This is a genomic window from Bacillus sp. LM 4-2 (assembly GCF_000978495.1).
In the GTDB taxonomy this organism is placed as follows: domain Bacteria; phylum Bacillota; class Bacilli; order Bacillales; family Bacillaceae; genus Bacillus; species Bacillus subtilis.
Genome location: NZ_CP011101.1, coordinates 726129 through 749882, shown reverse-complemented (window position 1 = coordinate 749882; position 23754 = coordinate 726129). Strand labels below are relative to the sequence as shown.

Genomic DNA, 23754 nt, shown 5'->3' with positions numbered 1-23754 from the left:
GCTGTCTTTACTGATACACGCGTTTTTTCGTTTTCAAAACATCAGCAAGAAACGTCAGCGCAAGTCCCTGCCCCCATCCTTGTATTCGTTTGTAAGGCACCTGTTTGTATCCTTCGGCATTTTTCATGACGGCTGTCCCGGCCGATACCTTGCTGACCCGTCCGTCCTCTTCCACTGCATCCAAAATGGCGGCAAGCGATTTCTGCACATATTTTGTATACAGCTTTCCGCTCGATATCAGAGCAGAAGCAATACCCGCTGATGCCGAAACCTCCAGATAAGAATCCGGATCATCCAAAATCGTATGCCACAGCCCTGATTCATCCTGAAGCCGGACAAGCGCGCTCAGCTGGTCTCTGAGCGATCCGTCGATGATCATAAAGGAAGGATGTGTCACCTCAATGAGCGGGAGCGCCTTTGCCATCGTGAGTGCCGCCCAGCCGTTCGCCCTGCCCCAATAAATCCCCGACAGATGATTTTGCGCTTTGTTGTCCCAGGCGTGGTAGTACAAATTCGTGACAGGGTCCTGAAGCACATCCTCATGTCCGTGAAACTGGCGCAGGCCGTCTTCAAAATAATCCTCACGCTCCATGATCCGCCCAATTCTCAGCATAAACAGCCCAGCCATCATCAGCGTATCCGCCCATGCCTGCTCAGGAAACACATATTCTGCCGCATTCACCGTATGCTGAAGGATACCCTCGCCAAAGCGCGGCGCCTTATGCAGCACATATTCCGCCATCTCGGCCGCTGTTTCCAAATACACGTCATCACCCGTCACCTTGTGGAGGAACAAAAGCGTATGCCCGATGGAAACTCCGTTGATTGAAAGCGGCGGCAGCCCATCCTCCAGCTGTTCATCCACCCACGTTTTTAACAGATTGATATATTCCTCGTTTTCCGTCGCTTCATAGGCCTCCGCCACGCCGTAAAACGCGACGCCGCCCGGCCAATCCCACGCAAAATCCATCTGAAATGTCCGTTTCACGATCCGGTCAATAACCGACGTCACCTTTTCTTCATCAAAGATAAGCTGTGCCATCTGCAACACTCCTTTTTATTTTAATCCGGTCGTACTGATGCCCTGAACGATATATTTCTGAAACAAAAAGAAAACAAGAATCACAGGCAATAACGAGACGGCCGACATGGCAAACATCGCACCCCAGTTCGAAGCCGACTCTGTATCGAGAAAAAGCTTCAGCGCAAGTGAAACAGGATAAAGCTCCGGCTTATTCAAATACAAAAGCGGCTGAATCAGCTCCTCCCACTTCCAATAGAAGGAGAAAATCGCAGACGTCGCAAGCGCGGGGGCAATCAGCGGGAGAATGATTCGCCAAAAGCAGGCAAAGCGCCCGCATCCGTCGATTCGCGCGGCTTCATCCAGCTCTTCGGGAATCGTCCGGATAAACTGGATCATCAGAAAGATAAAAAACGCATGCCCGAAAAATTGCGGAACGACAATTGGTTTAAAGGAATTCAGCCAGTCTAATTTCGCAAACATAATATACTGCGGAATCATCAACACTTCATGAGGCAGCATTAACGTCCCCATCATGCACGCAAACCAAAATTTTTTTCCCTTAAACGGAATACGGGCAAATCCGTACGCAATGACAGCCGATGACAGGACGGCACCGATTGTTGACAGTCCGACAATGATCGCCGAGTTTTTAATAAACGTCAGAAACGGCTGTCCCGCAATGCCCTTCCACCCTTCAGCATAGTTACTGAGAATAAAAGGGTCGGGAATGAGAGAATGTGAGGTTGTAAAAATACTGGCGCTTTCTTTAAACGAGCTGACAAACAGCCAAATGACCGGGTACAGCAGTAACACCGCCAGCGTTGCCGTACAAACATGGAACAGTATGCGTTTGGGACTGACGCGCCCGGCTTTTTTTCTTTCTAAAACCGGGGCTTTTCTGACAGGCTCGTTGACCGGCTCCATCCGTCATTCCTCCTTTGACTCGTAATGAACCCAATATGACGATGTTTTAAACAATATGAGCGTAATCAGCCCGACAATGACAAGCATGACCCACGCCATCGCCGATGCGTAGCCCATTTGAAAATAGTTAAACGCCCGCTGGAACAAATAGAGCGAATAGAGAAGTGTCCCGTCAAGCGGCCCGCCCTCGCCCTTCGAAATGATATAGGCAGGTGTAAATGTCATAAAAGCAGAAATCGTCTGCATCACTAGGTTAAAGAAAATAATCGGTGTAAGAATCGGAAGCGTGATCTTGAAGAAACGCTGCACCCGATTTGCCCCATCCACACTTGCCGCTTCCAAATAAGAAGACGGAATGTTTTTCAGCCCGGCCAGAAAAATCAGCATTGACGACCCGAACTGCCAGACGGACAGCAGAATCAATGTCCACAGCGCACTTGTCGGATTCTGGTACCAAAGAATTTTTTGATCAATCCCGACAAAAAACAGCAGCGCATTGATGACCCCGTCATTGCCAAAAATATTGCGCCACATAATCGCCACGGCGACGCTCCCGCCGATGATCGAAGGCAGATAAAAGAGCGTTCTGTAAATGGCCGTTCCTTTTGCTGCATTGTTTAAAATGACAGCGATAAAAAGCGCGAAGCCGAGGCGGAGCGGAACCCCGGCAAGCACATACGTAAACGTCACCTTCAGAGACTGCCAATACTTTTCGTCACCCGTAAACATTTCCTTAAAGTTGTCGAGCCCGATCCATTTCGGCGCCGTAAACAAGTCATAGCTCGTGAAGGACAGAAACAGGGACGCCCCCATCGGAATCACCGTAAAGCATAGGAACCCGATGATAAACGGAGAAATAAAAGCATATCCCGCCAGATTGTCTTTTCTTATACTCCGGCTTTTTTTCATTGCGTCAACCCCATTTCCCGTCAATTATTCCTCTCTAATATCTCATTGGCCTTTTTCCGGAACGTTTTGGCGGCTTTTTCCGGCGATACCTTCTGATACAGAATCTGATCTGACGTATCCTTCAGCAGCTTGATGACCTCTGCGCTTCCCACAGGCTCTGGCGGATCGGCTTTGCTGATGTTTTTTGACGCGGTTTCTACATACTCCACGATGTTGGTTTCTTCCTCATTCAGCTTCGGTTTAATCGCATCCGCCACCTTGTCGGAGACTGGAACGCCTCGCTCGCCTTTAATCAGCTGGTTCGCTTCCTCATTATTCACGAAGAAATTAATAAATTTCGCTGCCTCTTTTTTATGCTCAGAGCTTTTCGGAATGGAAAACAGCATACTCGGCTTCAGTGTCAGCGCCTTTTCCTTCATTTGCTCCGGCGGCAGATAGAGAGACAGCTGCGAGTCTGTCAGCCGGGCAAAGCCCAAATATTGATTGGAGTAGTTCCATGTAATCGCTGACTTGCCTTTGACGATAAAATCGTCTTCCATCCCTTTAATCTGTGCGCTTTCATCAGGTGTTGGGGACGTTTTCGCTTTCACCAGCCTCAGCTGCCGTTCAAAGTAATCGACAAACAGCTGATCATCTTGATACGCGAGGCCAGTGCCGTCTTCTTTATAAAAGCGCTCACCCTTTGTGCGCAAATAATAAGGGAAGAAAATATCAGGCGGATGCATTCCGTTGGAACCGTAGACACCGGCTTTTTCCTGAAGATCATACGCCAGCTTCTCGTAATCCTCCCACGTCCAGTTTTCCTGATTGATAGACACACCGGCTTTTTTCAGCAAATCTTCATTGGCAATCACAGACAGCACGTTGACACCTAGCGTAAATCCATATAGCTTATTGTCGATTTTTCCGCCCGACAGCATATTCTCGTCGATTGAACTGACGTCAATCGTTCCATCCTTTGTATACGGCGTTAAATCCTCCAGCTGGTTCTTCTTTCCGTATTGGGCTAAGTAAGCGGTATCCATTTGAATGACATCAGGAAGCTGGCCGGCGGCAGACATGGGCGCGAGCTTTTTCCAGTAGTCATCCCAGTTCGCAAATTCCGCTTCAATATGGACGTGCGGATTCTTTTTCTCGTATAGTTCAATTACCTTAGTTGTATAATCATGCCTTGGCTGCCCGCCCCACCACGCGATTCTGAGTGTAACATCTTCTTTTTTTCCCGAGGCCTCTTCACCCGCTGAACATCCGCTGAACAAAAAGACGCAGACAAGGGATAACAGCACGTAACAAATCTTCTTCAAACCAATCCCCCCTTTAATGTAAGTGCTTACATTTTATTTTAAAGCGTTCGGATAGGGCGAAACACTCAAAAAACAGTGGCGAAAGTCAAAAAAACAGAGATGGCTATCCTGCGGAAGCGCCTCCCTGTTTTCTTCTGAATTCTGACGGTGTCAGACCGGTATATTTTTTAAAAACAAGACTGAAATACTTCGGATTATCGCCAAACCCGATTTCTTCAGCAATTTCTGATACACTCGCATCCCGCCTCATTTTCATCTGTTTCATCGCATGTTCAAGACGCACTCGTGTAACATATTGGGAAAATTTCTCGCCTGTTTCCTGCTTAAATAACTTCCCGAGATAATCAGGATTCATAAACAACATATCCTTCGCCGCCCATTTTAAGGACAGATTCGGATTTCCGAGCTCGTCGGCAATAAGCCTGATCATTTTCGAAATCACTGCGCTCCCATGCAGGTCACCAGACGCTTCAGCTGTGTCACGAAACAGCTGCCCCGCGTGCCGGAGTTCTCCCGCCTGACTGATGGCCAGCTTGCGGGTTGCAAAAACCTCCGCCGCCTTTTCAGCGGCGTTCTCCTCTACGGCGAGTACGGTCCATTCTCCGCTGCTGCAAACCGCTGTCAGTGCCGACCCGAGTGCCTCTCTGGCTGCGGCATCAATAGATTGTTCCCCTTTTAAGATCAAGAGGCGGATCTTTTTTCCGGCAAGTGAAGGCGGCGGAGAAAGCTGGGCCACACCGGCGATCAAGCCTTCCAAGTATTGATCGGCTGCAAAGGAACGGATATGGTCGAGCTCGTGTTTTAGATGGGCTGTTTTCTTTTTGTGCACATCTTGCCGCTTCAGCTCAGCAATGATTTCCTCCAGCGAGCTGATAATCTGCTGTTCATTGCAGGGTTTCAGCAAATAATGCTTCACCCCATATTTCATGGCTTCCTTTGCGTACTCAAACTCTCCAAACCCGGACAGGACGATAAATTGCACCGACGGGCTGACGGCTGACACCTTTTTGATCAGCTCAAGCCCGTCCATGCCGGGCATTTTGACGTCTGTGATGACGATATGCGGCTGCTTATGTACAATCTTTTCATATGCTTCATGTCCGTTCTGCGCTTTTCCGATCAATGAGGCGCCAAGCGACTCCCACTCAATGATTCCCGCCATTCCATCAAGGATAATCCTCTCATCATCAGCCAGCAGTATTTTATACATCACACCACCTCATTTCGGCACGGTATTGTGATCACAATCCTCGTCCCCTTTTCATGCTCACTATGAATCCGCAATCCGTATGGCTCTCCGAATGTCAGGCTGATGCGCTCGCGAATATTCCAAAGTCCGATTCCTCTTCCCCCCGTTGATTCAAGAATCCGTCCATCCATGCCAGGGCCGTTATCTTCGACCGTAATACAGACACAGCCCTTCGCCTTTTTCGCCTGAATCCGGATGGCGCATGGCCTTGTAAAGGGTTCAAGCGCGTATTGAATCGCATTTTCCGCAAGCGGCTGGAGCGTCAGTTTCGGAATGAGGCAATGCTTCACCTCATCGTCAATATCCAACGTGAAATTCAGGCGCTCTTCAAATCGAAATCGCTGAATGGTCATATAGTGACGTACAATGTCCGCCTCCTCCTGAATGGTCACGATATCCTTTTTCATATGTATGCTGTTTCGCAGAAGAAAACCGAGCGATTCCACCATTTTTGAGATTTGCTTTTGCTGATTCGCCTTAGCCAGCCAATTGATGGACTCGAGCGTGTTATATAAAAAATGCGGATTGATCTGGGCTTGCAGTGCTTTCAATTCGGTTTCTTTAATAATGAGCTGTTTTTCCACATTTTCTTCCATCAGCTCATTAATCCGTTTCATCATGACAGTAAAATGGCGGTTCAGCATGCCGGCCTCATCCTGTGTATGTTCCGGCAGAGAAAGCGACACACCTGCTTCAATGCCGCCGTGCTGCACCGATTTCATCGCGGTCACAAGCTGTTCAATCGGCTCCGTGATGCTGTTGGCGATTTTCCTTCCGAAAAGCAAAACCACACAGAAAAAGAGAAGAAAGCATGTGCCGATCACTGTTTTCATAAAGGAAATTTTTGCGAACATCTGATCAAAGGGGATAACGTTATAGTAGCTCCAATTTTGGTAGGATGATTGAAGATAAGAAATAAAGTAACGTTTGCCATTCTTTTTTATCAAGTCATAACCGGGGTGCTTCAGCGTCTCTTTTGCTGCCTCAGGAACATGCGCTGATGCATGTGCCGTATACACCAAATTCCCGCCTTGGTCAGCAATCATAATGTCTCCGACTGAATCGCCCCAATCCTTCGGCACATCACGAATCATCTGTTTTACATTGACCTGGATCAGCACCATGCCCAAGCCGTTCAGACTCAGCTGGTGATAGGACCTGATCTGCCGTGCTGAAATCAGGACGGGATCTGACCCGCCGAGCGTCATCCAAAGATTTCTTCCACTTTTCGCTTTCGCTCGCTTAAATACCTCTTCCTGCTCCTGCTGCAAAAGATCTGAAGAACTGCTTCCGGCTGAATACTCTGAGCCGCGGGCATCAATCACATGAATGGAATCGATGTACTTTTCATCGCTGGCATATCCCGCAAGCTGATCCCACAGCTCCTGCTTCATTTGATATTGATCATACGTATCATCCCGATTTTGCATGCTCAGGATGCGCTGAATCTGTTCGTCTGTAATGATTTCATATGACACATCCTCTATCTTCTTCAGCTCGTCTTCGATCCTTTCAGAAGACATCCGAAGCACCTCCGAGGACTTGCGGTAAATCTGCTCATCATACACATGAAAGGCATACTGGACCCCGCTGTATACAAACAGAAAGGATACGGCCATAATCAACGATAGAAACACAAACAGCTTATCCTTAATCTTCATCCGCCTGTACCAGCCAGCAACTCTTTTCTTCATGCCGCCTTTTCTTTCTCCTGCCGCTGATCCATTGACCGAAACGCTTTAAAGGACAGCTTCGTTAAGATCAGGCTGAGTAAACTCCCGCTGAAAAACAATAGAAACGTGACATGAAACAGAACGAGACAAAGCACACCGACAGCGCCCGCCGCCATCAAAAGCGTCACCGCCGGACGGCTGAAGGCAATGAAAAAGCTGATGCTCAGCACCTCTCTGATTTTTACGTCAAAATGAGAAAATACCGGGAACACATACAGCACAACAAACGCGAAAATCAAACTAATGCTCAGGAATACATTGACGAGCACAGGCTGGTCCATCTGAGCCGCTATCCGCATATCCGCAAACAGAAACAGGGCAGCCGTCACAACGATAAGCCCGAGGATCTGTGATGCACGCCATTCCTTTTTAAACGTCCGAAAAAAGACAGAAAACACCGGGGCATCTGTATTCCCCTTCGCCCATTCTCTCGCCACTGTAAACATCGCGGCAGTAGCGGGCATCAGCCCAAACACAACCAGGCCTGCAAGAGAAAACAAAATCCAAAGCACATTCAAATAGGCCAGTCTCATCACCCACGTACAAAAACGATTCAGCCCATTTGTCACACTGTGTATCATCAACATCACCTTCCCGCTTTGGAAAACGCTTTCATTTTAAAGTAATATGTATTTCTCCTTTCGAAAGAAAATTCCTGCCGGTCTGTGAAAATTTCGACATGATGAGAGACGGCAGCAGCCTTATCTTTTCCTGTAACGCCGGATGGCCTTATCGATCAAATATCCGGCAATGGCTCCGAAAATGACATTGAATCCAAGCATTCCGAGCGCAGCCCCTTCCCAGCCGCGTACATACACGAGGCTCTACCAGATCAGAAACACACCAAGGACGATCAGCCCGGCCAACATCCATTCCGGCCGACTTTTGTCAGGAAATCTCATCCGCATCAAAACGGATACGCCAGCAAACAGACAAGCCGTACGATCCCTGTCACAAATAATATTGCCCACACATCGCCTGCCCTCCCTTTTAGAAAAAGACAAAAAAGCCCCCTGCAAAGGACGCTTATTCTGCCGTAATCTCTTTCTCAAACAAATGATATCCGGACGCATCAGCACCCATGAATTCATATCCCATACGCCGATAAAAGGAATGCAGGGCGTCGCTATCAGCGACACAGTCAAGCCGGATCCGCGTTTTTTCCGGAAAGTGTATGCCCGTCTCCGCCCACTGAAGGACGCGGGCTCCTAGCCCCTGTCCCGCAAACCGGCGGCTTACTGCGAGGCGATGCAAATAAATGGACTCCTCATGCCCATCGTCTCTCCAAAGCGTCCGGTCCCACTCGCTCGGTGCAGGCAGCAGCATCACGACAGCCGCAAGCTCTTCATCTTTCTTAAACACAAACACATGTCCCTTTTCAATTGACCCCGTGATATCATGTATATCTTGCCCTTTGAGAAGTCCGCTCCATTGGTTAGAACCCCGATCCCGGAGCCATTCAGCTGTTCGGACGAGCAACCCGGTAATCGATTCTGCATCCTCATAGACGGCCGGACACGCGTAAAATCCATCTGCAATCGTTTCGTTCTCAATCTTAAAAGCTGACATAAAGGCCTCCCAATCAAAAAGTAAGCTTGCACACACCTTGATTATAATGCAGACCAAACTGCAAAAACAGACCATTTTCTCTGTATGTAAAAGGGTGTATGAAAGAGAGGCCAATCTGCCTATTAGAAAATCTTCTTTTTATCCCGTTCTTCTTTTAAAATTTCAACCGCTTCTCTGAAGCGCATAGAGTGTACGATTTCACGCTCACGCAAAAAACGCAGGGAATCGTTTAAATCAGGATCATCCGAAATATCAATCAGCCATTGATACGTCGCCCGCGCCTTTTCTTCTGCGGCAATATCTTCGTATAAATCGGCAATCGGATCGCCCTTCGCTTGGATATAGCTCGCGGTAAACGGCACGCCCGCCGCATTATGATAAAAAAGCGCGCTGTCGTGATTGACGTAATGATCGCCAAGCCCGGCTTCACGCAGCTGCTCCGGTGTGGCGTCTTTTGTTAACTTATAGACCATGGTCGCAATCATTTCCAAATGGGCAAACTCCTCCGTGCCGATATCTGTTAAAAGGCCGATGACCTTATCAGGAATCGTATAACGCTGGTTCAAATACCGGAGAGCTGCGGCCAGCTCGCCGTCCGCTCCGCCATACTGCTCAATCAAATACTTCGCCAGCGTCGGGTTGCACGTACTGACCTTGACAGGGTATTGCAGCTTCTTTTCATACACCCACATTCAGGCATTCCTCCTTATACTTGCCACGGCCATGGCCCTTTTCCCCAATCCCAATCCTTGCCCGCGGGGCTGTTGCCGAACTGCAGAAGCGGTCCGTAAGAGGATTCGAACTGTCTTTTTAAGTGCCTTGAATAGCCGGAATATTGATTGAATTGCTTCAGCGCATCTTCATCATGAGGATGTGTATTTAAATAAAGACTCAGCTCAACAAGCACAAAATCAGCAGCCTGTATTTGCTCAAGCTGACGATAATATTCGGCGTCAACCTTTTTTGCCATGTGCGTCTCCCCCTCGATAAGGGTTTTCATAAAAATCATAGAGATCCTTCCAAAGGGTGCCTTTCCTCAAAGCCTCCATCGGCGAAAACTGCTCCATGTGCTCAGGCTGAAAGGTCATATAAAGGTTAGGGGGCGTTCTGTAATATTTCTTCCCTATGGGCGGACAGGGATCAAAACGGCTGTGAAAGGGCGTATATGATTTGACAGGCGTAAACGGCTGCATATCCTTCATTCCGGCTCCTCCTTTCTCAAAAACAATGACCTTAATAGGTATGAGGCAGGAGGCATGATTATGACTAAAACACGACTTAGCTTTTTCAATAAGAAGACCTTCGGAAGCGCCGAAGGTCTTTCTAGACTATTCAGTCCAAAATGAGGTCAGTGTTTCCAATACACAGCATGAGCAGCCGCAAACTCTGACAGCGAACGAGGTTCTTTTTCCGTCACACGCTTCACTGTATCCGTTACCCGATGTTCCGCACCATGGCTGATTGCCTCATCAAGCCCCGCCATAAATTCCGCATAATCAGCCGGCAAACCAGCTGCCTCCATCCGATTCTGCAGCTCGGAACGAGAAATGCTGACATGCTCCACCCGGCGTCCCACCGCAGCACCGATCATCTCTGCCGCTTCGGCATAGCTCAGCGCCTCGGGTCCTGTCAGGATATGATGTGTCTGATGAGGGACGGCATCAGTCAAAGCACGCACGGCTGTTTCTGCAATGTCATCAGCATCAATGAATCCTAGCTTTCCCTCGCCCGAAGCCGTGATGATGCGCCCCTCCGATTGAATAGACATGCGATGCTGGACATTGATGAAATTTTGCATAAAGTATGAGGGCCGCAGCACCGTCCATTCTGGAAACTCGCGCACTGCCTGGTGAAGCGCGCCAAACACAGGACCGTTCTCGGAGACAACAGACGCACTTAGCATCACTACCCGCTTTGTACCGAGACGCTTTGCCTCCTTTAAAAAGGGGAGCACATAGGGAGCCGGATCAAATACACCGACCGGAGCAACAAGATAGATCTGTTTTACCTGTTCAAGAGCAGGCGTAAAACTGGAGGCGTCCTTCCAATCAAAATACACATACTCAGCATCAGCAAGCGCGCCCTTTTTTCGGCTCGCAATACGCACCCTGTGCCCCAGCTCTATTAAACGGCTGGCGATTCGGCTGCCGGTTGTGCCGGTCCCGCCTGTAATTAAAATCGGATTCTGTTTCATCGTTTTCCACTCTCCTCTGTTTGCAAAAATGATCCTCCAAAAGCCTCTTTTACAACAAGCGGATTCCAATAATCCTTATAACGCACAATGCGGCCGTCTCTCGTTTCGATGACACTGATATAGCTTTGGCGATAAGGCAGTCCAGTCTCAATCACATGGCCGTCACATTGAAACTCCGCAATCACCGTATTCGAGTCTGCTGAACGGTACACTGTCGGAGTGGTAAATGAAGAAAGATGGATCTGCTTAGGATAATCCTTAATATAGTTGTAAATGGCCGCTTTTCCTTCTATTTTTTTTGGTGATCCCTCCGGCGCATAAGGAAACTCAAATACAGCATCCTCATCCCAAAGCTCCACCCAGCTCTTCATGTCCTTCTCAAGCATATAAGCCATAAACTTTCTCAATGTTTCAGATGCTTTTTCAAATTCATTCATCAACATTCATCATCACCTCTTTTTTTATTTTCAGACCATTCAGTCCAAAAAATGCACACATGGGCAAAGAATTCTTTACCACATGTTAATCAAGCACTGATAAACTCACGTCAACATGGTCCTGAAGACGATCCATATCTGCCGTCACTTTTGCAATAAATGTCAGTGACAGCCTGCTCTGATTCAGGTACCGGGCGAGCGCAGATATATCATGATCTTCGCCATTCAATTCTCCTTGATCCTTCGCCCTTAAAAGCGAATGATAAAAAGCGTCCTCAAGCTGCTTGGATTGTCTTTCAAAATACCGGGCAAGCTCAGGGTCATGCGGAATCTGTTCAATCGCGCTGTTAATGATATAGCACGCCTTCGCCCGATCAGGATCCCTCAGGGCATTGACACCTTCTTGAAAAATATCACGAATGGCTTCCTTTACAGATCCTGGCGCTTCAAGCCTTTCCATAACTGCAGCGTTTTTCCCTTCAAGATACGATTTCACCGCGGACAAAAACAAATCACGCTTCGTGCCATACGTATCATACAAGCTCTGGCGCGCAATGCCTAAATGAGAGAGCAGATCCTGAAGAGACGTTCCTTCGTAGCCATACTCTCCAAAAACCTCTATCGCCCTGTGAAGAACAAGTGCCGTATCAAATTCTTTATTCCTCCCCAAAAAACGATCACCTCCTGAAACAAAGGTTACCATTTTCCAGACTGAACAGTCAAGAAAAAAAGATAAAAAACACTCTTGATCTGCAAGAGTGTCCTCTTTATACCATCCTCTTCTTTATTTATAACCGTCTTTTCCCCAGTGGCCCATATGGTGGTGATGGTGGCCATAATGACCATCATGATGGTGGTGATAATTATCCTTTCCAACATGGTGATGATGGTGATGAAGATTATCTTTTCCATCATGATGATGGTGATAATAGTGGTAATGGCCATCATTTTCATGGTGCATGTTCGGATAACTTACAGTTCCCGGAGAGCCTCCATAGCCGCCGCTTGGGTAACCGCCGGATCCTCCGTACGTTCCATATCCCGGATAGCCGCCGACTCCTCCATGTATGCCGTGATCTGGGTAGCCTTGCATGCCATAGCCCGGGTGGCCTCCATACATGCCATAGCCCGGATAGCCTGTGCTTTGCATGCCATAGCCCGGGTGGCCAATACCAAAGCCCTGATAATGACCAAAACCAGGTCCGCCATACATATGTCTTGTATCAGTCATATTCACTCTCTCCTTCACATAGGTTACAGTCCAGAGTATGAGAATATCTTATAGATCGTATAGGCGGCCGCCTACATACAGCTAAAACAATTTCCGGGACAAAAAAAGCAGGCCATAACAGCCTGCTCACTCCTTACTCACCTAAATCAACGTTATGATATACCTGCTGAACATCTTCCAAATCTTCTAATGCATCAATCAATTTTTCAAACTGTTCCTTTGCATCATCCGGAAGCGTTACTTCACTTTGCGCAAGCATTGTCAGCTCCGCTACTGTAAATTCCTCGACACCCGCGTTTTTAAACGCCTCTTGCACCGCATGGAATTGATCAGGCTCAGCATATACGATCACGCTGTCATCCTCTTCTAAAATGTCACGTACATCAACATCCGCTTCCATCAAGATTTCAAGCGCTTCGTCAGCAGTTTTGCCTTCCACACCGATTACAGCCGTCGCGTCAAACATGTAAGCAACAGATCCGCTCACACCCATGTTTCCGCCGTTTTTCCCGAACGCCGCACGCACTTCCGGCGCCGTACGGTTTACATTATTCGTCAGAGCATCAACGATAATCATTGATCCGTTCGGCCCGAAGCCCTCATAACGAAGCTCATCGTAATTCTCTTCCGCTCCGCCCTTCGCCTTCTCGATCGCACGTTCAATGATGTTTTTCGGCACGCTGTAAGTCTTCGCACGCTCAAGCACAACCTTCAGCGCCTGGTTGGACTCCGGATCAGGCTCGCCCTGTTTCGCCGCCACATAAATCTCACGGCCAAACTTCGCATAAATCCGACTCGTATTTGCGTCCTTAGACGCCTTCTTCTCTTTAATATTGTTCCACTTACGGCCCATGATGTTCCACTCTCTTTCATATATATCAATCTAAATACTGTTATTCACTTTATCCATTATACCTCAAATGGTTTGGTTGTTTCGAGTGTCTTGCGTTAGAAATAGAAGGAATGCCGCGATGTGGAAAATGGAACGTCTTCCGTAAAGCAAGAAAAAGCCCTAGCTAAGGGCTTTCTTCTGATCACTAAGTTTGTAAGGGGAATGATCGATATACGTCGTATTTCGATCTGTTGATTCCTTAAATCCACCGGAGTTTGCCAGGAATGGAAACGACATGCTTCCGAAAACTAGAGTAACAGCCAGGCACATCATCACTTTTTTCTTAATAGGCATATAAACACTCTCCTTTTAAAATATCTTCTTGGGCTTTCAGCACTTTCCGATAAAACGCAGCGGCTTGTTCAAAGTGACAGCTGCTTTCAAAAACAGCGGCAGCACTCCGGGCACATGCTTCAATGTAAGCGTGCAGGTTCTTTTTTTCGAAATAGCTTATAAGATCATGAATTTTTCGTTCGTCAACAGTCTCCTTGTACACGGCCTGCAAGAACAGAAACAATTCTTTATAAAATTTGTGAGAACGTGCTGTGATATGGTCTAATCCTTCCTCTATGAACTGAAACGCCTTCTGTGTTTGGCCCGCTTTACATAATGTCCAGCTTAATCCAAACAAGACTTTCGGAAGCAGATCAGGCACTTTCTCTCTGCTTACTTTCGCCGCTTTTTGGAAATGTTCTACAGCCATCTGATCATCTCCTGATCTGTCATAGCTGTTCGCGATGTTCAATAGAGAAATGGCGATAAACCTGTCATTTTGAATGTCCATTGCCAATTCCAGCGCCGCCTCTAAATGCGGGAGCGCTTTATCATAATGTTTGAAATCATCATAGTTGCCGGCGATCACAAACAAGCTTTGTATCGTTCTAATGCTGTATAGGGGATTTTTTTGATAAATGTCTAAGGCTTGAAGAATATGATGCATCGACACATGGGTTTGCTTCATGTGATAATACGCTTCGGCCACTTTAAAATGGAATTCCGCTTTCTCAATTTCATCTGACACAAACGGCAGTTCTTTCTCCGCCTCGCGATAATACCCGATCGCTTCCACATATTCTTTTTGATCAAATTCATACATGCCGCGGAAAAACAAAGAGTAGTATTTCAAAAGGCCTGTGAGTTTTTTCTGAGGGGTCTCAATCGATTCAAGAAGCTCTGTCACTGTAGGGCGATTCCCGTAAGGTTGTCCCGGCTCCAAATAATCCAGCATCAGCTGGTGCCGGAAACACATCAGAGAATAATAGATCAGCAAATCCTGATCCTCTTCCATCCTCTGAATGTCCTGCTCCACCTCCGCTTTCAGAACCTCAGCATCCGGAACACTGAACTGGCGAATCATTTTATACCATTCATTAATCTTAACACCAACACGCGAAGACGGTATGGCTTGACTCAACGGCTTCCCTCCTTCTCTATGAGATATGTCATATTCTATCAATCCCAAATTTTGAAAACAATACAGAAGGAAGAAATTGTTTTTTCATCCTGTCAATTTGTTTTTTTCATAAAAAAGAACCCTTTATGCAAGGGTCCATATCAATCTTATTTCATATACGTATTCACGAGCTCGTAACAGCGCTGATTCTTCGTTTTACTTGTTCTAAAAAAGCAAATACGTCCTTAGCAGGCATCAGGTTTTCCAGCAATTGAATGACATTCTTTTTCCCCACAATTAACTCCTGATCTTTTAACATTACAGGCGTTTCCTTAAACACATGCCAAGGATAAAATAACCTGAGAAAAGGATCAGAAAAATAAATCCCTTTGTCTGTTAATGTGATGCCATCTGTTTGCTTCACGGGAAAAGTACTCCAGAAGGAGATCATCTCCTGATCCTTAGGAATATGCAGCCGTTTTCTCAATCGTACCTCTCTCTTTTCAGAAATCTCGTTACCGACCAGTAGCCCATTGGTCAAACCGAACATCTTGTCATGTTTGTTCTGAAACAAAATACTGATTTCCCTCAATTCACTGGCAGAAACAGATACATGATCTATCCGGGGTTCCGTAAGCAAATCCAAGCCATTTTCACTAAGAGATTGCTGAATTATCCTCAACAGCTCTGCCAACAGATCCGCAGGATATGAACTGAAGCCGACATCAAAAACCTCTACTCCATCAAACCAAATCTCATAATCATCCGTCGATTTAATCGATTGGATATCAGTGAATGCTTCCCAAGTCACACATCCCTCTTGTTCTCCAAATCTCTTCCAGTACAATCCCTTACTCGTAAACATAACAAAACTTTTCGCTTTACTTCCCATGGAACAATTCAGTAAGGCCGTCACCGTTTCTTTCTCCGATGACGGGAATAACTCATACGCATATGTCAAAAGCTCCTCAGGGACAAATCCGGTAAAGAACTTATCTTTTTGATACATTGAACACAAATCACTCAAATATAAACCACCCATTGCTTCATCGTCCTCCTTTTGGTTCATATACGCGTACTTTGAATGAAAGTTTCACAGATTTTCGACACTGTTATCAGCAAAGATCAACACTTGAACAAAAAAGAAAAAGACGCTAAGAGCTTTCACTTTAATCAACCACAACAAAATCCTGCACCTTCACCTGTTCCTCAGGCAAATCAAACTGATAAAGCATCTTCTTAGAATGAATATCAAACACACCCACATACCCGCCGATGCCCTGTTTATGCTCTTCCTGGGCAACTATATACAATAGATTCCCCTTAAACTTCGCTTCCATATAAGGGAAATTCAAACTATATGTATGAAAAATTCCTTCCCATACTCCAGCAAGTTCGCCTCACCCTCTTTGTCCTCGTACGTAACGTAAAAACTGCCGCTTTCTTTGTCATAATACACAGTATCTGCATATTCAAGATCTTCAGGATACGCAATATATGTCGCCTTCCATGTCTCTTTTTCAATCACAGTCAATTCATGCTCCGAGCTCGCAACAATAAATTCCTTCGAGTCTGCGAATTGATCAGCGTATGAGGCTAAGCTCAGGGTCTCAATCATTTCCTCTGTTTTTCTGTCAATCACGTAAATAGACATACTTTGAATGATATAAATATAGTTCTCATCACTGGCCCCCATCGTGACAAGCGAAGGCAAGGTAAGGGTATATTCCTTCTTCATTTTTTTATCATTTATGCGGATCTCATTCCCCGTCGTATCAACATTATAGGCCTTAACAGACACATCCTTCCCCTCATACCAAAACGCAAATGGATCTGACAGCGGATGCTCTTTGATCACATCCTTCTTTAACGTATAGTAAAAAGGCTCGTGTTCCGCTAATAATACAATGTCTGTGGATTTGTACGACTTCGTTTGAATAAAAGGCACATCTGCCACCTTGAACGTGCGCCTGTTAAACCGTTCGCCTGTTGAGGTTGAAAGCAGCGTGCTTTCTTTTATGAAAGGGTTGGAGTAGATAAAAAAGATGCGGTCTTCTTCGGGGTGGATGACGGGAGATTGGACAGGATGCGTATTCTTATTTTGAAAGGAAATATAGACAGCCAACATAAAAACACTTGCGAACAAACCCAATAATATAAAACGCTTCTTCATATAAACAACTCCCAATATATGGTCCGGAACTCTATATCGTTTTCAACATGCCCTGTACATTTCCCTTGGAACCCAATAAAAAAAGAACCTCTCAATGGAAGTTCTCATTTATTTTTCTCATAGGATTGTTTGATCAACCCCATGATATATTCAATGTGTTCATCATCTTTTATGAAAATCTCATAGTCGCCATTTCCCCAGTGGCCGGTCTCAGAGACATCGCGCATTTTCTCCTCGGGATCATGCAATTCTCCCTTTTTCATATTCACCCACACCTTAAGTCCGCTTTTTAAAAGTAGAATATCAACGAAGTTTCGCTTACTAGATGTAAACGCAATATAAAGCTTGGTCGGTTTGATTGAAATATGATCGTCCAAATTAAAAATGAATTCCTTTAGCTGCTGATAAAGCTCTATGATGTCAAACGGTTTATCTGCAAGATGATCCTCTTCAGAAAACACTTTAATTTCTTTGCTGACCTCTTGAATGGTCTCACTTTGCCGTGAAATGGTCTTAATCGACTCGGAGACGCCATCAGCCTTCATTTGATTCAACTGGATCAGATCATTTTCGTACCTTTTAATCTCCCACAATTCAATTGGCAGATCTTTAAAATGGATCGATTGCTTTTGATACACCGTAAATACAGGTGAGATAAAAATGACCTTCGACTGCGACCAGTCTACATCATCCCGCTTTAACGGAAGATCATGATTTTCATTGTACTCAAGAATGAAATCTGCTTTATGATTGAGCATTGCCGCTAAGTAGGCGTAGCCCTGATCAACAACACTGAAGTTTTTCGTATTTTTATACTCGATAATCACAAAAGATTTCGTCTCAGCATCAAACGCTAACGTATCAATGCGGAAATTACTGATTCTGAATTCAGATTTCACAAACCCTAGCCCCAACATTTGCTGAAGATTGGCTTCACATAAATCCTGAATCTCTTTTTCTTTTTTAAACGGTTTCTCGCGAATATCTTCGATTTGATTTTGATTGTTTACTTTATAGAGATACATGCTGGACCCCTTTTATTTTACTAGTTCCATTAAGGTTTCTAAGGATAGACTCGAAACCGGATTTTGCGTTTTTGTTTTCAGCGTACCGCCAATCAAATAAGAATAGTCTCGGCACTCTGCCAATTGAAACCGGACTCTATTGTTCGTTTTAGTGATTTTGGCTGGTTCATCAGATTCCCAAGCGTCAACGATCTTGTAAACATTTAAAATCACACCGCTCCGAACAACAATTGCCCGTTTACATTCCTTTGCTCTGGACAATTTCATATCCCAGTTCCCGCAAGCGCGGTTCGTTAGCGTGTCGCCTTTTTGAATATCCTTGATCTTTATGATTAAGAAGTCTTTATCCAAATGAGCTCTTCCCCTTTTTATTGATCTATCATTATCTTATCAAAACCGTGCACTTAGACACATGCCAAATGACTCATTTTTCCACCAAAACACGTTCTCACACCCACCATCATCCCACCCCGTGGTAAAATTTTGATATTGAGTGAACAAAAGAAGGGAAATGGTCATGAAAGTATTTGAAGCGAAAACACTGCTTTCGGAAGCGACAGACCGTGCAAAAGAGTACAAAGAACTAAGAACGCAAATGGTCAACTTGAGAAAAGCGTTAAAAGGAGTCGCTGATCTCAGTGACAGTGAATTCTCAGGAAAAGGCGCCAGCAACATCAAGGCATTCTATCACGACCACGTCGGCGTCGCCGACCAGTGGATCGACTACATCGACATGAAAATCGCATTTTTCAACAGCATCGCCGGAGCCGCCGAAGACAAAGGCCTCTCAGACGCATACATCGAAGAATCCTTCCTGGAGCACGAACTGGCAAATGCCAATAAAAAATCTAAATCCATCATGTCCGAACAGAAAAAAGCGATGAAAGACATCCTAAACGATATCGACGACATCCTCCCGCTCGACCTGTTTTCAACAGAAACCTTCAAAGACGAGCTGGCCGATGCCAACGACAAACGCAAAAAAACACTGGAAAAATTGGACGCCTTGGACGAAGACCTGAAAACAGAATACGCCCTGTCTGAACCAAACGAACAATTCATCAAATCCGACTTCCAAAAGCTCCAAGAAGCAACGGGTAAAGGCAAAAACGCCACACCCATCCACTACAACGCCAAGGCGTACCGTGAGAGTGACATACATAAGAAAAAAGGCGACATTGAAAAGCGGACTGAGGCTTACTTGAAGATTAAGAAAGAGGAAGCGAAGGAACGCGAGATTGAGAAACTGAAAGAAAGACTGAAAAACTACGATTATGCAGATGCCGATGAATTCTACGAAATGGCAAAAACGATCGGCTATGAAAATCTGACAGCTGAACAACAGAGATACTTCACCCAAATTGAAAACACGCGTGAGCTTGAAGCAGGCTTCAAAGGGGTTGCCGTCGGCCTTTATGATTCCGGGAAAGACGCGGTCGTAGGCCTGTGGGATATGGTCACAGATCCGGGAGGAACCGTTGAAGCGATTACCGGAGCGATGGCTCACCCGATCAAAACGTATGAAGCCATTTCAGCGGCAATCGAAGAATCGTATCAAAAAGACATGGTGAATGGTGACACCTACTCAAGAGCAAGATGGGTGTCATATGCGGTTGGCACTGTTGTCACATCAATTGTCGGCACAAAAGGCGTAGGAGCCGTCTCAAAAACTGGCACAGCCGCCAAAGTGACGACCAAAGTCAAAACAGCAGCAAGCAAATCAGCAACAGCCCAAAAAGCCATAACAGTCTCAAAACAAACCGTTGATCACATCAAACAAAAAGTAAACACAGGCATTGAAGTATCAAAAAAACACGTCAAAACCAAGTTAAATCAAATCGGAGATCTCACACTTGCGGATATTCTCCCGTATCATCCCCGTCATGATTTAGTGCCGGCAGGCGTTCCTTACAACGCAGTCAACGGGGTCACGCTTAAAGAAGGACTGCAAAAATTCGCCAAGGTCATCCTGCCGAAACCATACGGAACGTCATCAAGCGGAAGACGAACTCCAGCGCCACATGTACCGCCGGTAACCGTCAAATACGGCGAGCATTTCGCAAGATGGAGCAGAAAGAAAGTGCTGAAGCCTAATATCATCTACAAAACAAAAGAAGGCTACACGTACACGACTGACAACTATGGTAGAATTACAAGTGTCAAAGCAGACTTGCAGCTGGGAGAAGCGAAACGAAACCAATATGCACAAACGAATGCTGGAAAGCCGCAGGACCGAAAGCCTGACGATGACGGCGGCCATTTAATCGCCACCCAATTCAAAGGCTCAGGCCAGTTTGACAATATCGTGCCGATGAATTCTCAGATTAATAGGAGCGGTGGGAAATGGTATGAGATGGAGCAAGAATGGGCAAAGGCTCTTAAAGAAGAACCCCCTAAAAGAGTTAATGTTAATATAGAATCTATATATAAAGGTGACTCTTTAAGACCTACAAAATTCATAATCGAATATACGATTGGAAATAAAACGAAATTCGTGACAATAAAAAACCAAGCTGGAGGTTAAAGCTATGGAAACTGAGAAAATGGGACAGTTATATCAACAAATAGCAGAACAACTTAATGAAATGATTCCATCTGAATGGACAAAAATCGTTCTTTATGCGGAAATATTAGATGATTCATCAGAAGTTTACTTTTTCTTCAATACACCGCAAAGTGAAGAATATATCTATTCTCATGATATACCGAAACAATTCGATGTTAGTAAAAAAATATATGTAAGTTTATTAATTGAACTTCAAGAATTATTCGAGGAGTTAAGAGAAGAATTTAAAGCAAACAACCAAGATACTTGGACCAATTTAACGCTTAAACTAGAGAATACCGGCAAATTCTCGATAGACTACGATTACACCGATGTCATTGCCTCAGACTTAAACGGAACACAACGGCAAGTAGTATGGGAATATAAGAATTTAGGTATCTTGCCTGAAGATAAGGAAGACAAAGATTTTGTAATAAACTACTTCAGTCTATAAATCAAAAATGGCTCAGCTCTTTACTGCTGGGCTATTTTTATTTCAGATTGGCTTGGCTATTATGGAAACCGAAAAAGGCCTATTATATAAAAAGTCAGCCGAACAATTTAATAATTTGTTACTTCTGAATGAAATAAGGCTGACCTATACGCTGAAATTTTAGATGAGTATAGACTTTTCTTTAGTACAGAAAAAAGAAGAAAACTAATCATCCCACGAATCATCATATTTATGATAATTTTTTTATTGCACTTTAAAATTAATTTGACGAACTGATGAAAACACCTTCATATCATTACTTAAACATCTTAACAAATAACGAGGTGGAAATTTTGGACTTATTTGAAGAATGCATCGAAGCCCTTAAAGATCCTAAAGAAATTTTATCAGATGAGCTAACCGAACAATACTTTGAAACACTAAACAATAAATTCCCGATAACCAGTTGGGCTAGAATTGATTGGGACAAAGTACCTCAAAAAGAAAGTATAGAAACCTATGATGATCTATATAATTGGTTAAAGTTTCAAGGGATTGTAGATACAACCATTAATCTTCTATGGAATCCATCGGATGTTCCTGTTGTGAGGACTACATTAGAGAATGCATTAGAAGTGCTAGATGACGTACTTGCTGTAGGTTCAGATACTTTTATGTACAGCGACCACGGCTTTGTTATTGAATTTTTCCATGATGGTGAGGTCACAATCGGGAGAAGTGAATAGTAGTAAGCTGCTTCAGCCAAAATTCAAAAATGGCACACCCCAGCTCTGCTTAATAAATCTAAAGCCCTCTTAATTGAGGGCTTTAGATTTATCCCATCTCACTTTATAAAAGGAGCATCACCTTGACAGTAAGAGAAGAATTAATAAAACGGAATCCAACTCCAATAATGAAAAACATATTAAAAAGATATGAAGAGGCAAAAGAATTTATCCAACATTCAACAAAGGAACAATTCGAAGAAGACCTCTCTAGAGTTAAAAATAAACTAGATACTCTGACAAGAGCATATCTAGAATCAGCTAACGACTATATGAATCCTATGCTCAGAGAAATGTATAAGACAGAAAAACTGCTAAAAGAGTACGACGAAACTGCTCAGTCGTGATAACCGCAATCCAAAGTTCAAAAGTTGAGATTGTACTACCTTCACAAAACCAAATATAATGCGAAACACCCAAACTCCCTTTTGCGGACTGCACCGAAAATTTTTTTTGCGGTCTCTCAACCCCTTTCTATTAAAATTCAGTATTGATAAAATTTACATAATTAGTGAGAAGAGGAAGGGTGAGAAGTTTGGGCACGATTTCGTCTCCGCACGTTGGGATGAAAATTAATGAGTGGAACCGGCATATTCAAAAGTTTAATGTGACTGACGCTGAAATGCTTAAAGCTGAGATCGAACGGGACATTGACATCATGGAAGAAGACCAAGACCTCTTGATTTACTATCAGCTCATTGCATTTCGCCATCAGCTTATGATTGACTATGTGATTCCTACTGAAGGAAACCAAATGGAGTTATCAGAATATTTAAAGAGAATTGAAGGCAGCAACAGGAAGATGGAGAAGCTCGTTGAATACTACTATTACTTTTTTCAAGGAATGTATGAATTCAAAGAGGGCAATTTCTTAAGTGCCATTACATTCTATCAAAAAGCGGAAAACACAATTCCCTATATTTCAGATGAAATTGAGCGGGCGGAATTTTATTTTAAAATGGCTGAAGTGTTTTATCATATGAAACAAACCCACGTATCCATGCACTATTCTTCTCAGGCGTATAACATCTATAAAACGCACGACCTTTACTCAGTCCGCCGCATACAATGCCATTTTGTAATAGCAGGTAATTACGACGATTTAGAAAGTCATGAAAAGGCGCTCCCTCACCTCGAACAGGCACTAAAAGGCGCACGGCTGCTTGAAAGCAAAAACAAGCGGATTTACGGCCAAGCTTTATTCAATATCGGAAATTGTTATCTTAAAATGGGAGAATTGACGAAAGCAGCAAAATACATGGAGAAATCGATATTCCAATTTAAAAAATCAAATTTCAACAACTTGACACAAGCTTACCACGATTTAGCCTTAATTTATTTTCTTCAACATAAACAAGAACAGGCAATGGATTGTTTCAGAAAAGGCGTACGCTTCGCATGTAAATTCGATGATGACCTATTTAAAATTATGTTTGAAGGATTGCAGACGCTGTTTATCAAAAAAGGAGAAGCGTCCATTTTATTAAATGTTTTCAACAAATTAGAGACATCCCAAGGATATCCTTATATGGAAGAGTTGGCATTATTAGCCGCAAAGTTTTATACTGAAATTGGGCAGATGGATGATTCTGTTATCTGTTTCAAAAAGATGGTTCATGCCCGCAAACAAATTCAGAGAGGGGATTGTTTGTATGAAATTTAAACTGACTTTGTGCGCTGTAATTGCTTTGATCGGTGTAAGTTTTATTAGTTCTTCCTTGGGAAATGAAGTAAACGTAGCATCCAGAAACATGACAAGCAAAGCTGCAAACGATTCAACGAACTCCCTAGCAGACAAAGCCATCTTTGACAAGGAAATGACGATTGCAGAAAACGGAACGCTTGGTTAAGGACAAGACGCAGCTTTAGGCTGCGTCTGTTTTATAAAAACACGAGAAATTTCAGGTTACAATTAGTATAATTAGAGCAATCAA

General features: G+C 44.5%; 26 protein-coding genes and 3 pseudogenes. 6 read left to right on the top strand and 23 right to left on the bottom strand.

All coding sequences use genetic code 11. The annotated features are described in order from the left end of the window. Window positions 1-7: 7 nt before the first annotated feature. From yesR to bslm_RS03675, 23 genes and pseudogenes are all read right to left on the bottom strand, one after another. On the bottom strand, window positions 8-1042 hold the full coding sequence (gene yesR, locus bslm_RS03785; RefSeq protein ID WP_038428562.1) for a rhamnogalacturonyl hydrolase YesR: 1035 nt from the start codon (window positions 1040-1042) through the stop codon (window positions 8-10). Window positions 1043-1057: 15 nt separating this feature from the next. Then, a complete protein-coding gene (locus bslm_RS03780) occupies window positions 1058-1948 on the bottom strand; it encodes a carbohydrate ABC transporter permease (protein WP_038428560.1) in 891 nt (296 codons plus the stop codon). Between the two features lie 3 nt (window positions 1949-1951). After that, window positions 1952-2881: a carbohydrate ABC transporter permease gene (locus bslm_RS03775; RefSeq protein WP_080480984.1), complete on the bottom strand. Its 930-nt coding sequence runs from the start codon at window positions 2879-2881 to the stop codon at window positions 1952-1954. Then, window positions 2878-4161 carry an ABC transporter substrate-binding protein gene (locus bslm_RS03770; protein WP_046380846.1) on the bottom strand — a complete coding sequence of 428 codons (1284 nt, stop codon included), beginning with the start codon at window positions 4159-4161 and terminating at the stop codon, window positions 2878-2880. The genes bslm_RS03775 and bslm_RS03770 overlap by 4 nt, the downstream gene beginning before the upstream one ends. 103 nt (window positions 4162-4264) lie before the next feature. Continuing rightward, window positions 4265-5371: a two-component system response regulator YesN gene (gene yesN / locus bslm_RS03765; protein WP_046380845.1), complete on the bottom strand. Its 1107-nt coding sequence runs from the start codon at window positions 5369-5371 to the stop codon at window positions 4265-4267. Then, the gene (gene yesM / locus bslm_RS03760; RefSeq protein ID WP_046380844.1) at window positions 5371-7104 is read right to left on the bottom strand and encodes a two-component system sensor histidine kinase YesM; all 1734 of its coding nucleotides are present in this window, start codon (window positions 7102-7104) and stop codon (window positions 5371-5373) included. Before yesM ends, yesN begins: the two co-directional genes overlap by 1 nt. After that, on the bottom strand, window positions 7101-7730 hold the full coding sequence (locus bslm_RS03755; protein ID WP_072173406.1) for a YesL family protein: 630 nt from the start codon (window positions 7728-7730) through the stop codon (window positions 7101-7103). The genes yesM and bslm_RS03755 overlap by 4 nt, the downstream gene beginning before the upstream one ends. Window positions 7731-7844: 114 nt before the next feature. Next, a pseudogene (locus bslm_RS03750) lies at window positions 7845-8147 on the bottom strand (YesK-like family protein). Window positions 8148-8169: 22 nt separating this feature from the next. Beyond that, window positions 8170-8712 carry a GNAT family N-acetyltransferase gene (locus bslm_RS03745; protein ID WP_046380843.1) on the bottom strand — a complete coding sequence of 181 codons (543 nt, stop codon included), beginning with the start codon at window positions 8710-8712 and terminating at the stop codon, window positions 8170-8172. Between the two features lie 122 nt (window positions 8713-8834). Then, window positions 8835-9404, bottom strand: a complete 570-nt coding sequence (cotJC, locus tag bslm_RS03740) for a spore coat protein CotJC (protein ID WP_003233850.1) — start codon at window positions 9402-9404, stop codon at window positions 8835-8837. Window positions 9405-9418: 14 nt separating this feature from the next. Then, window positions 9419-9682 (bottom strand): spore coat protein CotJB, encoded by a 264-nt coding sequence (cotJB, locus tag bslm_RS03735; protein WP_003219491.1) that lies wholly within the window; start codon window positions 9680-9682, stop codon window positions 9419-9421. Further along, window positions 9666-9914, bottom strand: a complete 249-nt coding sequence (gene cotJA, locus bslm_RS03730) for a spore coat-associated protein CotJA (RefSeq protein ID WP_003219489.1) — start codon at window positions 9912-9914, stop codon at window positions 9666-9668. Before cotJA ends, cotJB begins: the two co-directional genes overlap by 17 nt. A 126-nt stretch (window positions 9915-10040) precedes the next feature. Continuing rightward, a pseudogene (locus bslm_RS03725) lies at window positions 10041-10906 on the bottom strand (NmrA family NAD(P)-binding protein). Beyond that, window positions 10903-11349, bottom strand: coding sequence for a nuclear transport factor 2 family protein (locus tag bslm_RS03720; protein ID WP_046380841.1), 447 nt, complete (start codon window positions 11347-11349; stop codon window positions 10903-10905). Before bslm_RS03720 ends, bslm_RS03725 begins: the two are co-directional and overlap by 4 nt. A gap of 79 nt (window positions 11350-11428) precedes the next feature. Continuing rightward, entirely contained in the window at window positions 11429-12013 is a 585-nt protein-coding gene (locus bslm_RS03715) for a TetR/AcrR family transcriptional regulator (protein WP_046380840.1), read from the bottom strand. A 114-nt stretch (window positions 12014-12127) separates the two neighbouring features. Further along, window positions 12128-12574 (bottom strand): spore coat protein YeeK, encoded by a 447-nt coding sequence (gene yeeK / locus bslm_RS03710; protein WP_046380839.1) that lies wholly within the window; start codon window positions 12572-12574, stop codon window positions 12128-12130. Window positions 12575-12707: 133 nt separating this feature from the next. Further along, window positions 12708-13427, bottom strand: a complete 720-nt coding sequence (locus bslm_RS03705) for a YebC/PmpR family DNA-binding transcriptional regulator (RefSeq protein ID WP_003233863.1) — start codon at window positions 13425-13427, stop codon at window positions 12708-12710. Between the two features lie 159 nt (window positions 13428-13586). Continuing rightward, window positions 13587-13760, bottom strand: coding sequence for a phosphatase RapH inhibitor PhrH (phrH, locus tag bslm_RS03700; RefSeq protein WP_032722986.1), 174 nt, complete (start codon window positions 13758-13760; stop codon window positions 13587-13589). Continuing rightward, a complete protein-coding gene (rapH, locus tag bslm_RS03695; protein WP_046380838.1) occupies window positions 13750-14880 on the bottom strand; it encodes a response regulator aspartate phosphatase RapH in 1131 nt (376 codons plus the stop codon). The genes phrH and rapH overlap by 11 nt, the downstream gene beginning before the upstream one ends. A 163-nt stretch (window positions 14881-15043) precedes the next feature. After that, entirely contained in the window at window positions 15044-15901 is an 858-nt protein-coding gene (locus bslm_RS03690) for a hypothetical protein (protein ID WP_046380837.1), read from the bottom strand. Window positions 15902-16028: 127 nt separating this feature from the next. Next, window positions 16029-17032 (bottom strand): annotated as a pseudogene (locus bslm_RS03685) (hypothetical protein). Window positions 17033-17136: 104 nt separating this feature from the next. Further along, the gene (locus bslm_RS03680; RefSeq protein WP_046380836.1) at window positions 17137-18057 is read right to left on the bottom strand and encodes a DUF5655 domain-containing protein; all 921 of its coding nucleotides are present in this window, start codon (window positions 18055-18057) and stop codon (window positions 17137-17139) included. A 12-nt stretch (window positions 18058-18069) separates the two neighbouring features. Beyond that, complete coding sequence (locus bslm_RS03675) at window positions 18070-18408, bottom strand: hypothetical protein (protein ID WP_021481280.1); 339 nt, start codon at window positions 18406-18408, stop codon at window positions 18070-18072. Between the two features lie 166 nt (window positions 18409-18574). Between bslm_RS03675 and yeeF the strand changes: the two genes are divergently transcribed. The 6 genes from yeeF (at window position 18575) to bslm_RS03645 (ending at window position 23670) form a co-directional block, all read left to right on the top strand. Further along, window positions 18575-20581, top strand: a complete 2007-nt coding sequence (gene yeeF / locus bslm_RS03670) for an LXG family T7SS effector deoxyribonuclease toxin YeeF (RefSeq protein WP_046380835.1) — start codon at window positions 18575-18577, stop codon at window positions 20579-20581. A 4-nt stretch (window positions 20582-20585) separates the two neighbouring features. Beyond that, entirely contained in the window at window positions 20586-21056 is a 471-nt protein-coding gene (locus bslm_RS03665; protein ID WP_046380834.1) for an antitoxin YezG family protein, read from the top strand. A 332-nt stretch (window positions 21057-21388) separates the two neighbouring features. Then, entirely contained in the window at window positions 21389-21781 is a 393-nt protein-coding gene (locus bslm_RS03660; RefSeq protein WP_046380833.1) for a CDI toxin immunity protein, read from the top strand. Window positions 21782-21948: 167 nt separating this feature from the next. After that, window positions 21949-22167: a hypothetical protein gene (locus bslm_RS03655; RefSeq protein WP_372553893.1), complete on the top strand. Its 219-nt coding sequence runs from the start codon at window positions 21949-21951 to the stop codon at window positions 22165-22167. A 188-nt stretch (window positions 22168-22355) separates the two neighbouring features. After that, on the top strand, window positions 22356-23483 hold the full coding sequence (locus bslm_RS03650; protein WP_052728183.1) for a response regulator aspartate phosphatase: 1128 nt from the start codon (window positions 22356-22358) through the stop codon (window positions 23481-23483). Further along, a complete protein-coding gene (locus tag bslm_RS03645) occupies window positions 23473-23670 on the top strand; it encodes a hypothetical protein (protein WP_003240078.1) in 198 nt (65 codons plus the stop codon). Before bslm_RS03650 ends, bslm_RS03645 begins: the two co-directional genes overlap by 11 nt. Window positions 23671-23754: the final 84 nt, after the last annotated feature.

Coding starts and splice junctions, on each gene's coding strand:
- yesR (WP_038428562.1), bottom strand. CDS start 1,042: ATGGCACAGCTTATCTTTGATGAAGAAAAGGTGACGTCGGTTATTGAC.
- bslm_RS03780 (WP_038428560.1), bottom strand. CDS start 1,948: ATGGAGCCGGTCAACGAGCCTGTCAGAAAAGCCCCGGTTTTAGAAAGA.
- yesN (WP_046380845.1), bottom strand. CDS start 5,371: ATGTATAAAATACTGCTGGCTGATGATGAGAGGATTATCCTTGATGGA.
- yesM (WP_046380844.1), bottom strand. CDS start 7,104: ATGAAGAAAAGAGTTGCTGGCTGGTACAGGCGGATGAAGATTAAGGAT.
- bslm_RS03755 (WP_072173406.1), bottom strand. CDS start 7,730: ATGTTGATGATACACAGTGTGACAAATGGGCTGAATCGTTTTTGTACG.
- bslm_RS03745 (WP_046380843.1), bottom strand. CDS start 8,712: ATGTCAGCTTTTAAGATTGAGAACGAAACGATTGCAGATGGATTTTAC.
- cotJC (WP_003233850.1), bottom strand. CDS start 9,404: ATGTGGGTGTATGAAAAGAAGCTGCAATACCCTGTCAAGGTCAGTACG.
- cotJB (WP_003219491.1), bottom strand. CDS start 9,682: ATGGCAAAAAAGGTTGACGCCGAATATTATCGTCAGCTTGAGCAAATA.
- cotJA (WP_003219489.1), bottom strand. CDS start 9,914: ATGAAGGATATGCAGCCGTTTACGCCTGTCAAATCATATACGCCCTTT.
- bslm_RS03720 (WP_046380841.1), bottom strand. CDS start 11,349: ATGTTGATGAATGAATTTGAAAAAGCATCTGAAACATTGAGAAAGTTT.
- yeeK (WP_046380839.1), bottom strand. CDS start 12,574: ATGACTGATACAAGACATATGTATGGCGGACCTGGTTTTGGTCATTAT.
- bslm_RS03705 (WP_003233863.1), bottom strand. CDS start 13,427: ATGGGCCGTAAGTGGAACAATATTAAAGAGAAGAAGGCGTCTAAGGAC.
- phrH (WP_032722986.1), bottom strand. CDS start 13,760: ATGCCTATTAAGAAAAAAGTGATGATGTGCCTGGCTGTTACTCTAGTT.
- bslm_RS03690 (WP_046380837.1), bottom strand. CDS start 15,901: ATGGGTGGTTTATATTTGAGTGATTTGTGTTCAATGTATCAAAAAGAT.
- bslm_RS03680 (WP_046380836.1), bottom strand. CDS start 18,057: ATGTATCTCTATAAAGTAAACAATCAAAATCAAATCGAAGATATTCGC.
- yeeF (WP_046380835.1), top strand. CDS start 18,575: ATGAAAGTATTTGAAGCGAAAACACTGCTTTCGGAAGCGACAGACCGT.
- bslm_RS03665 (WP_046380834.1), top strand. CDS start 20,586: ATGGAAACTGAGAAAATGGGACAGTTATATCAACAAATAGCAGAACAA.
- bslm_RS03655 (WP_372553893.1), top strand. CDS start 21,949: ATGAAAAACATATTAAAAAGATATGAAGAGGCAAAAGAATTTATCCAA.
- bslm_RS03645 (WP_003240078.1), top strand. CDS start 23,473: ATGAAATTTAAACTGACTTTGTGCGCTGTAATTGCTTTGATCGGTGTA.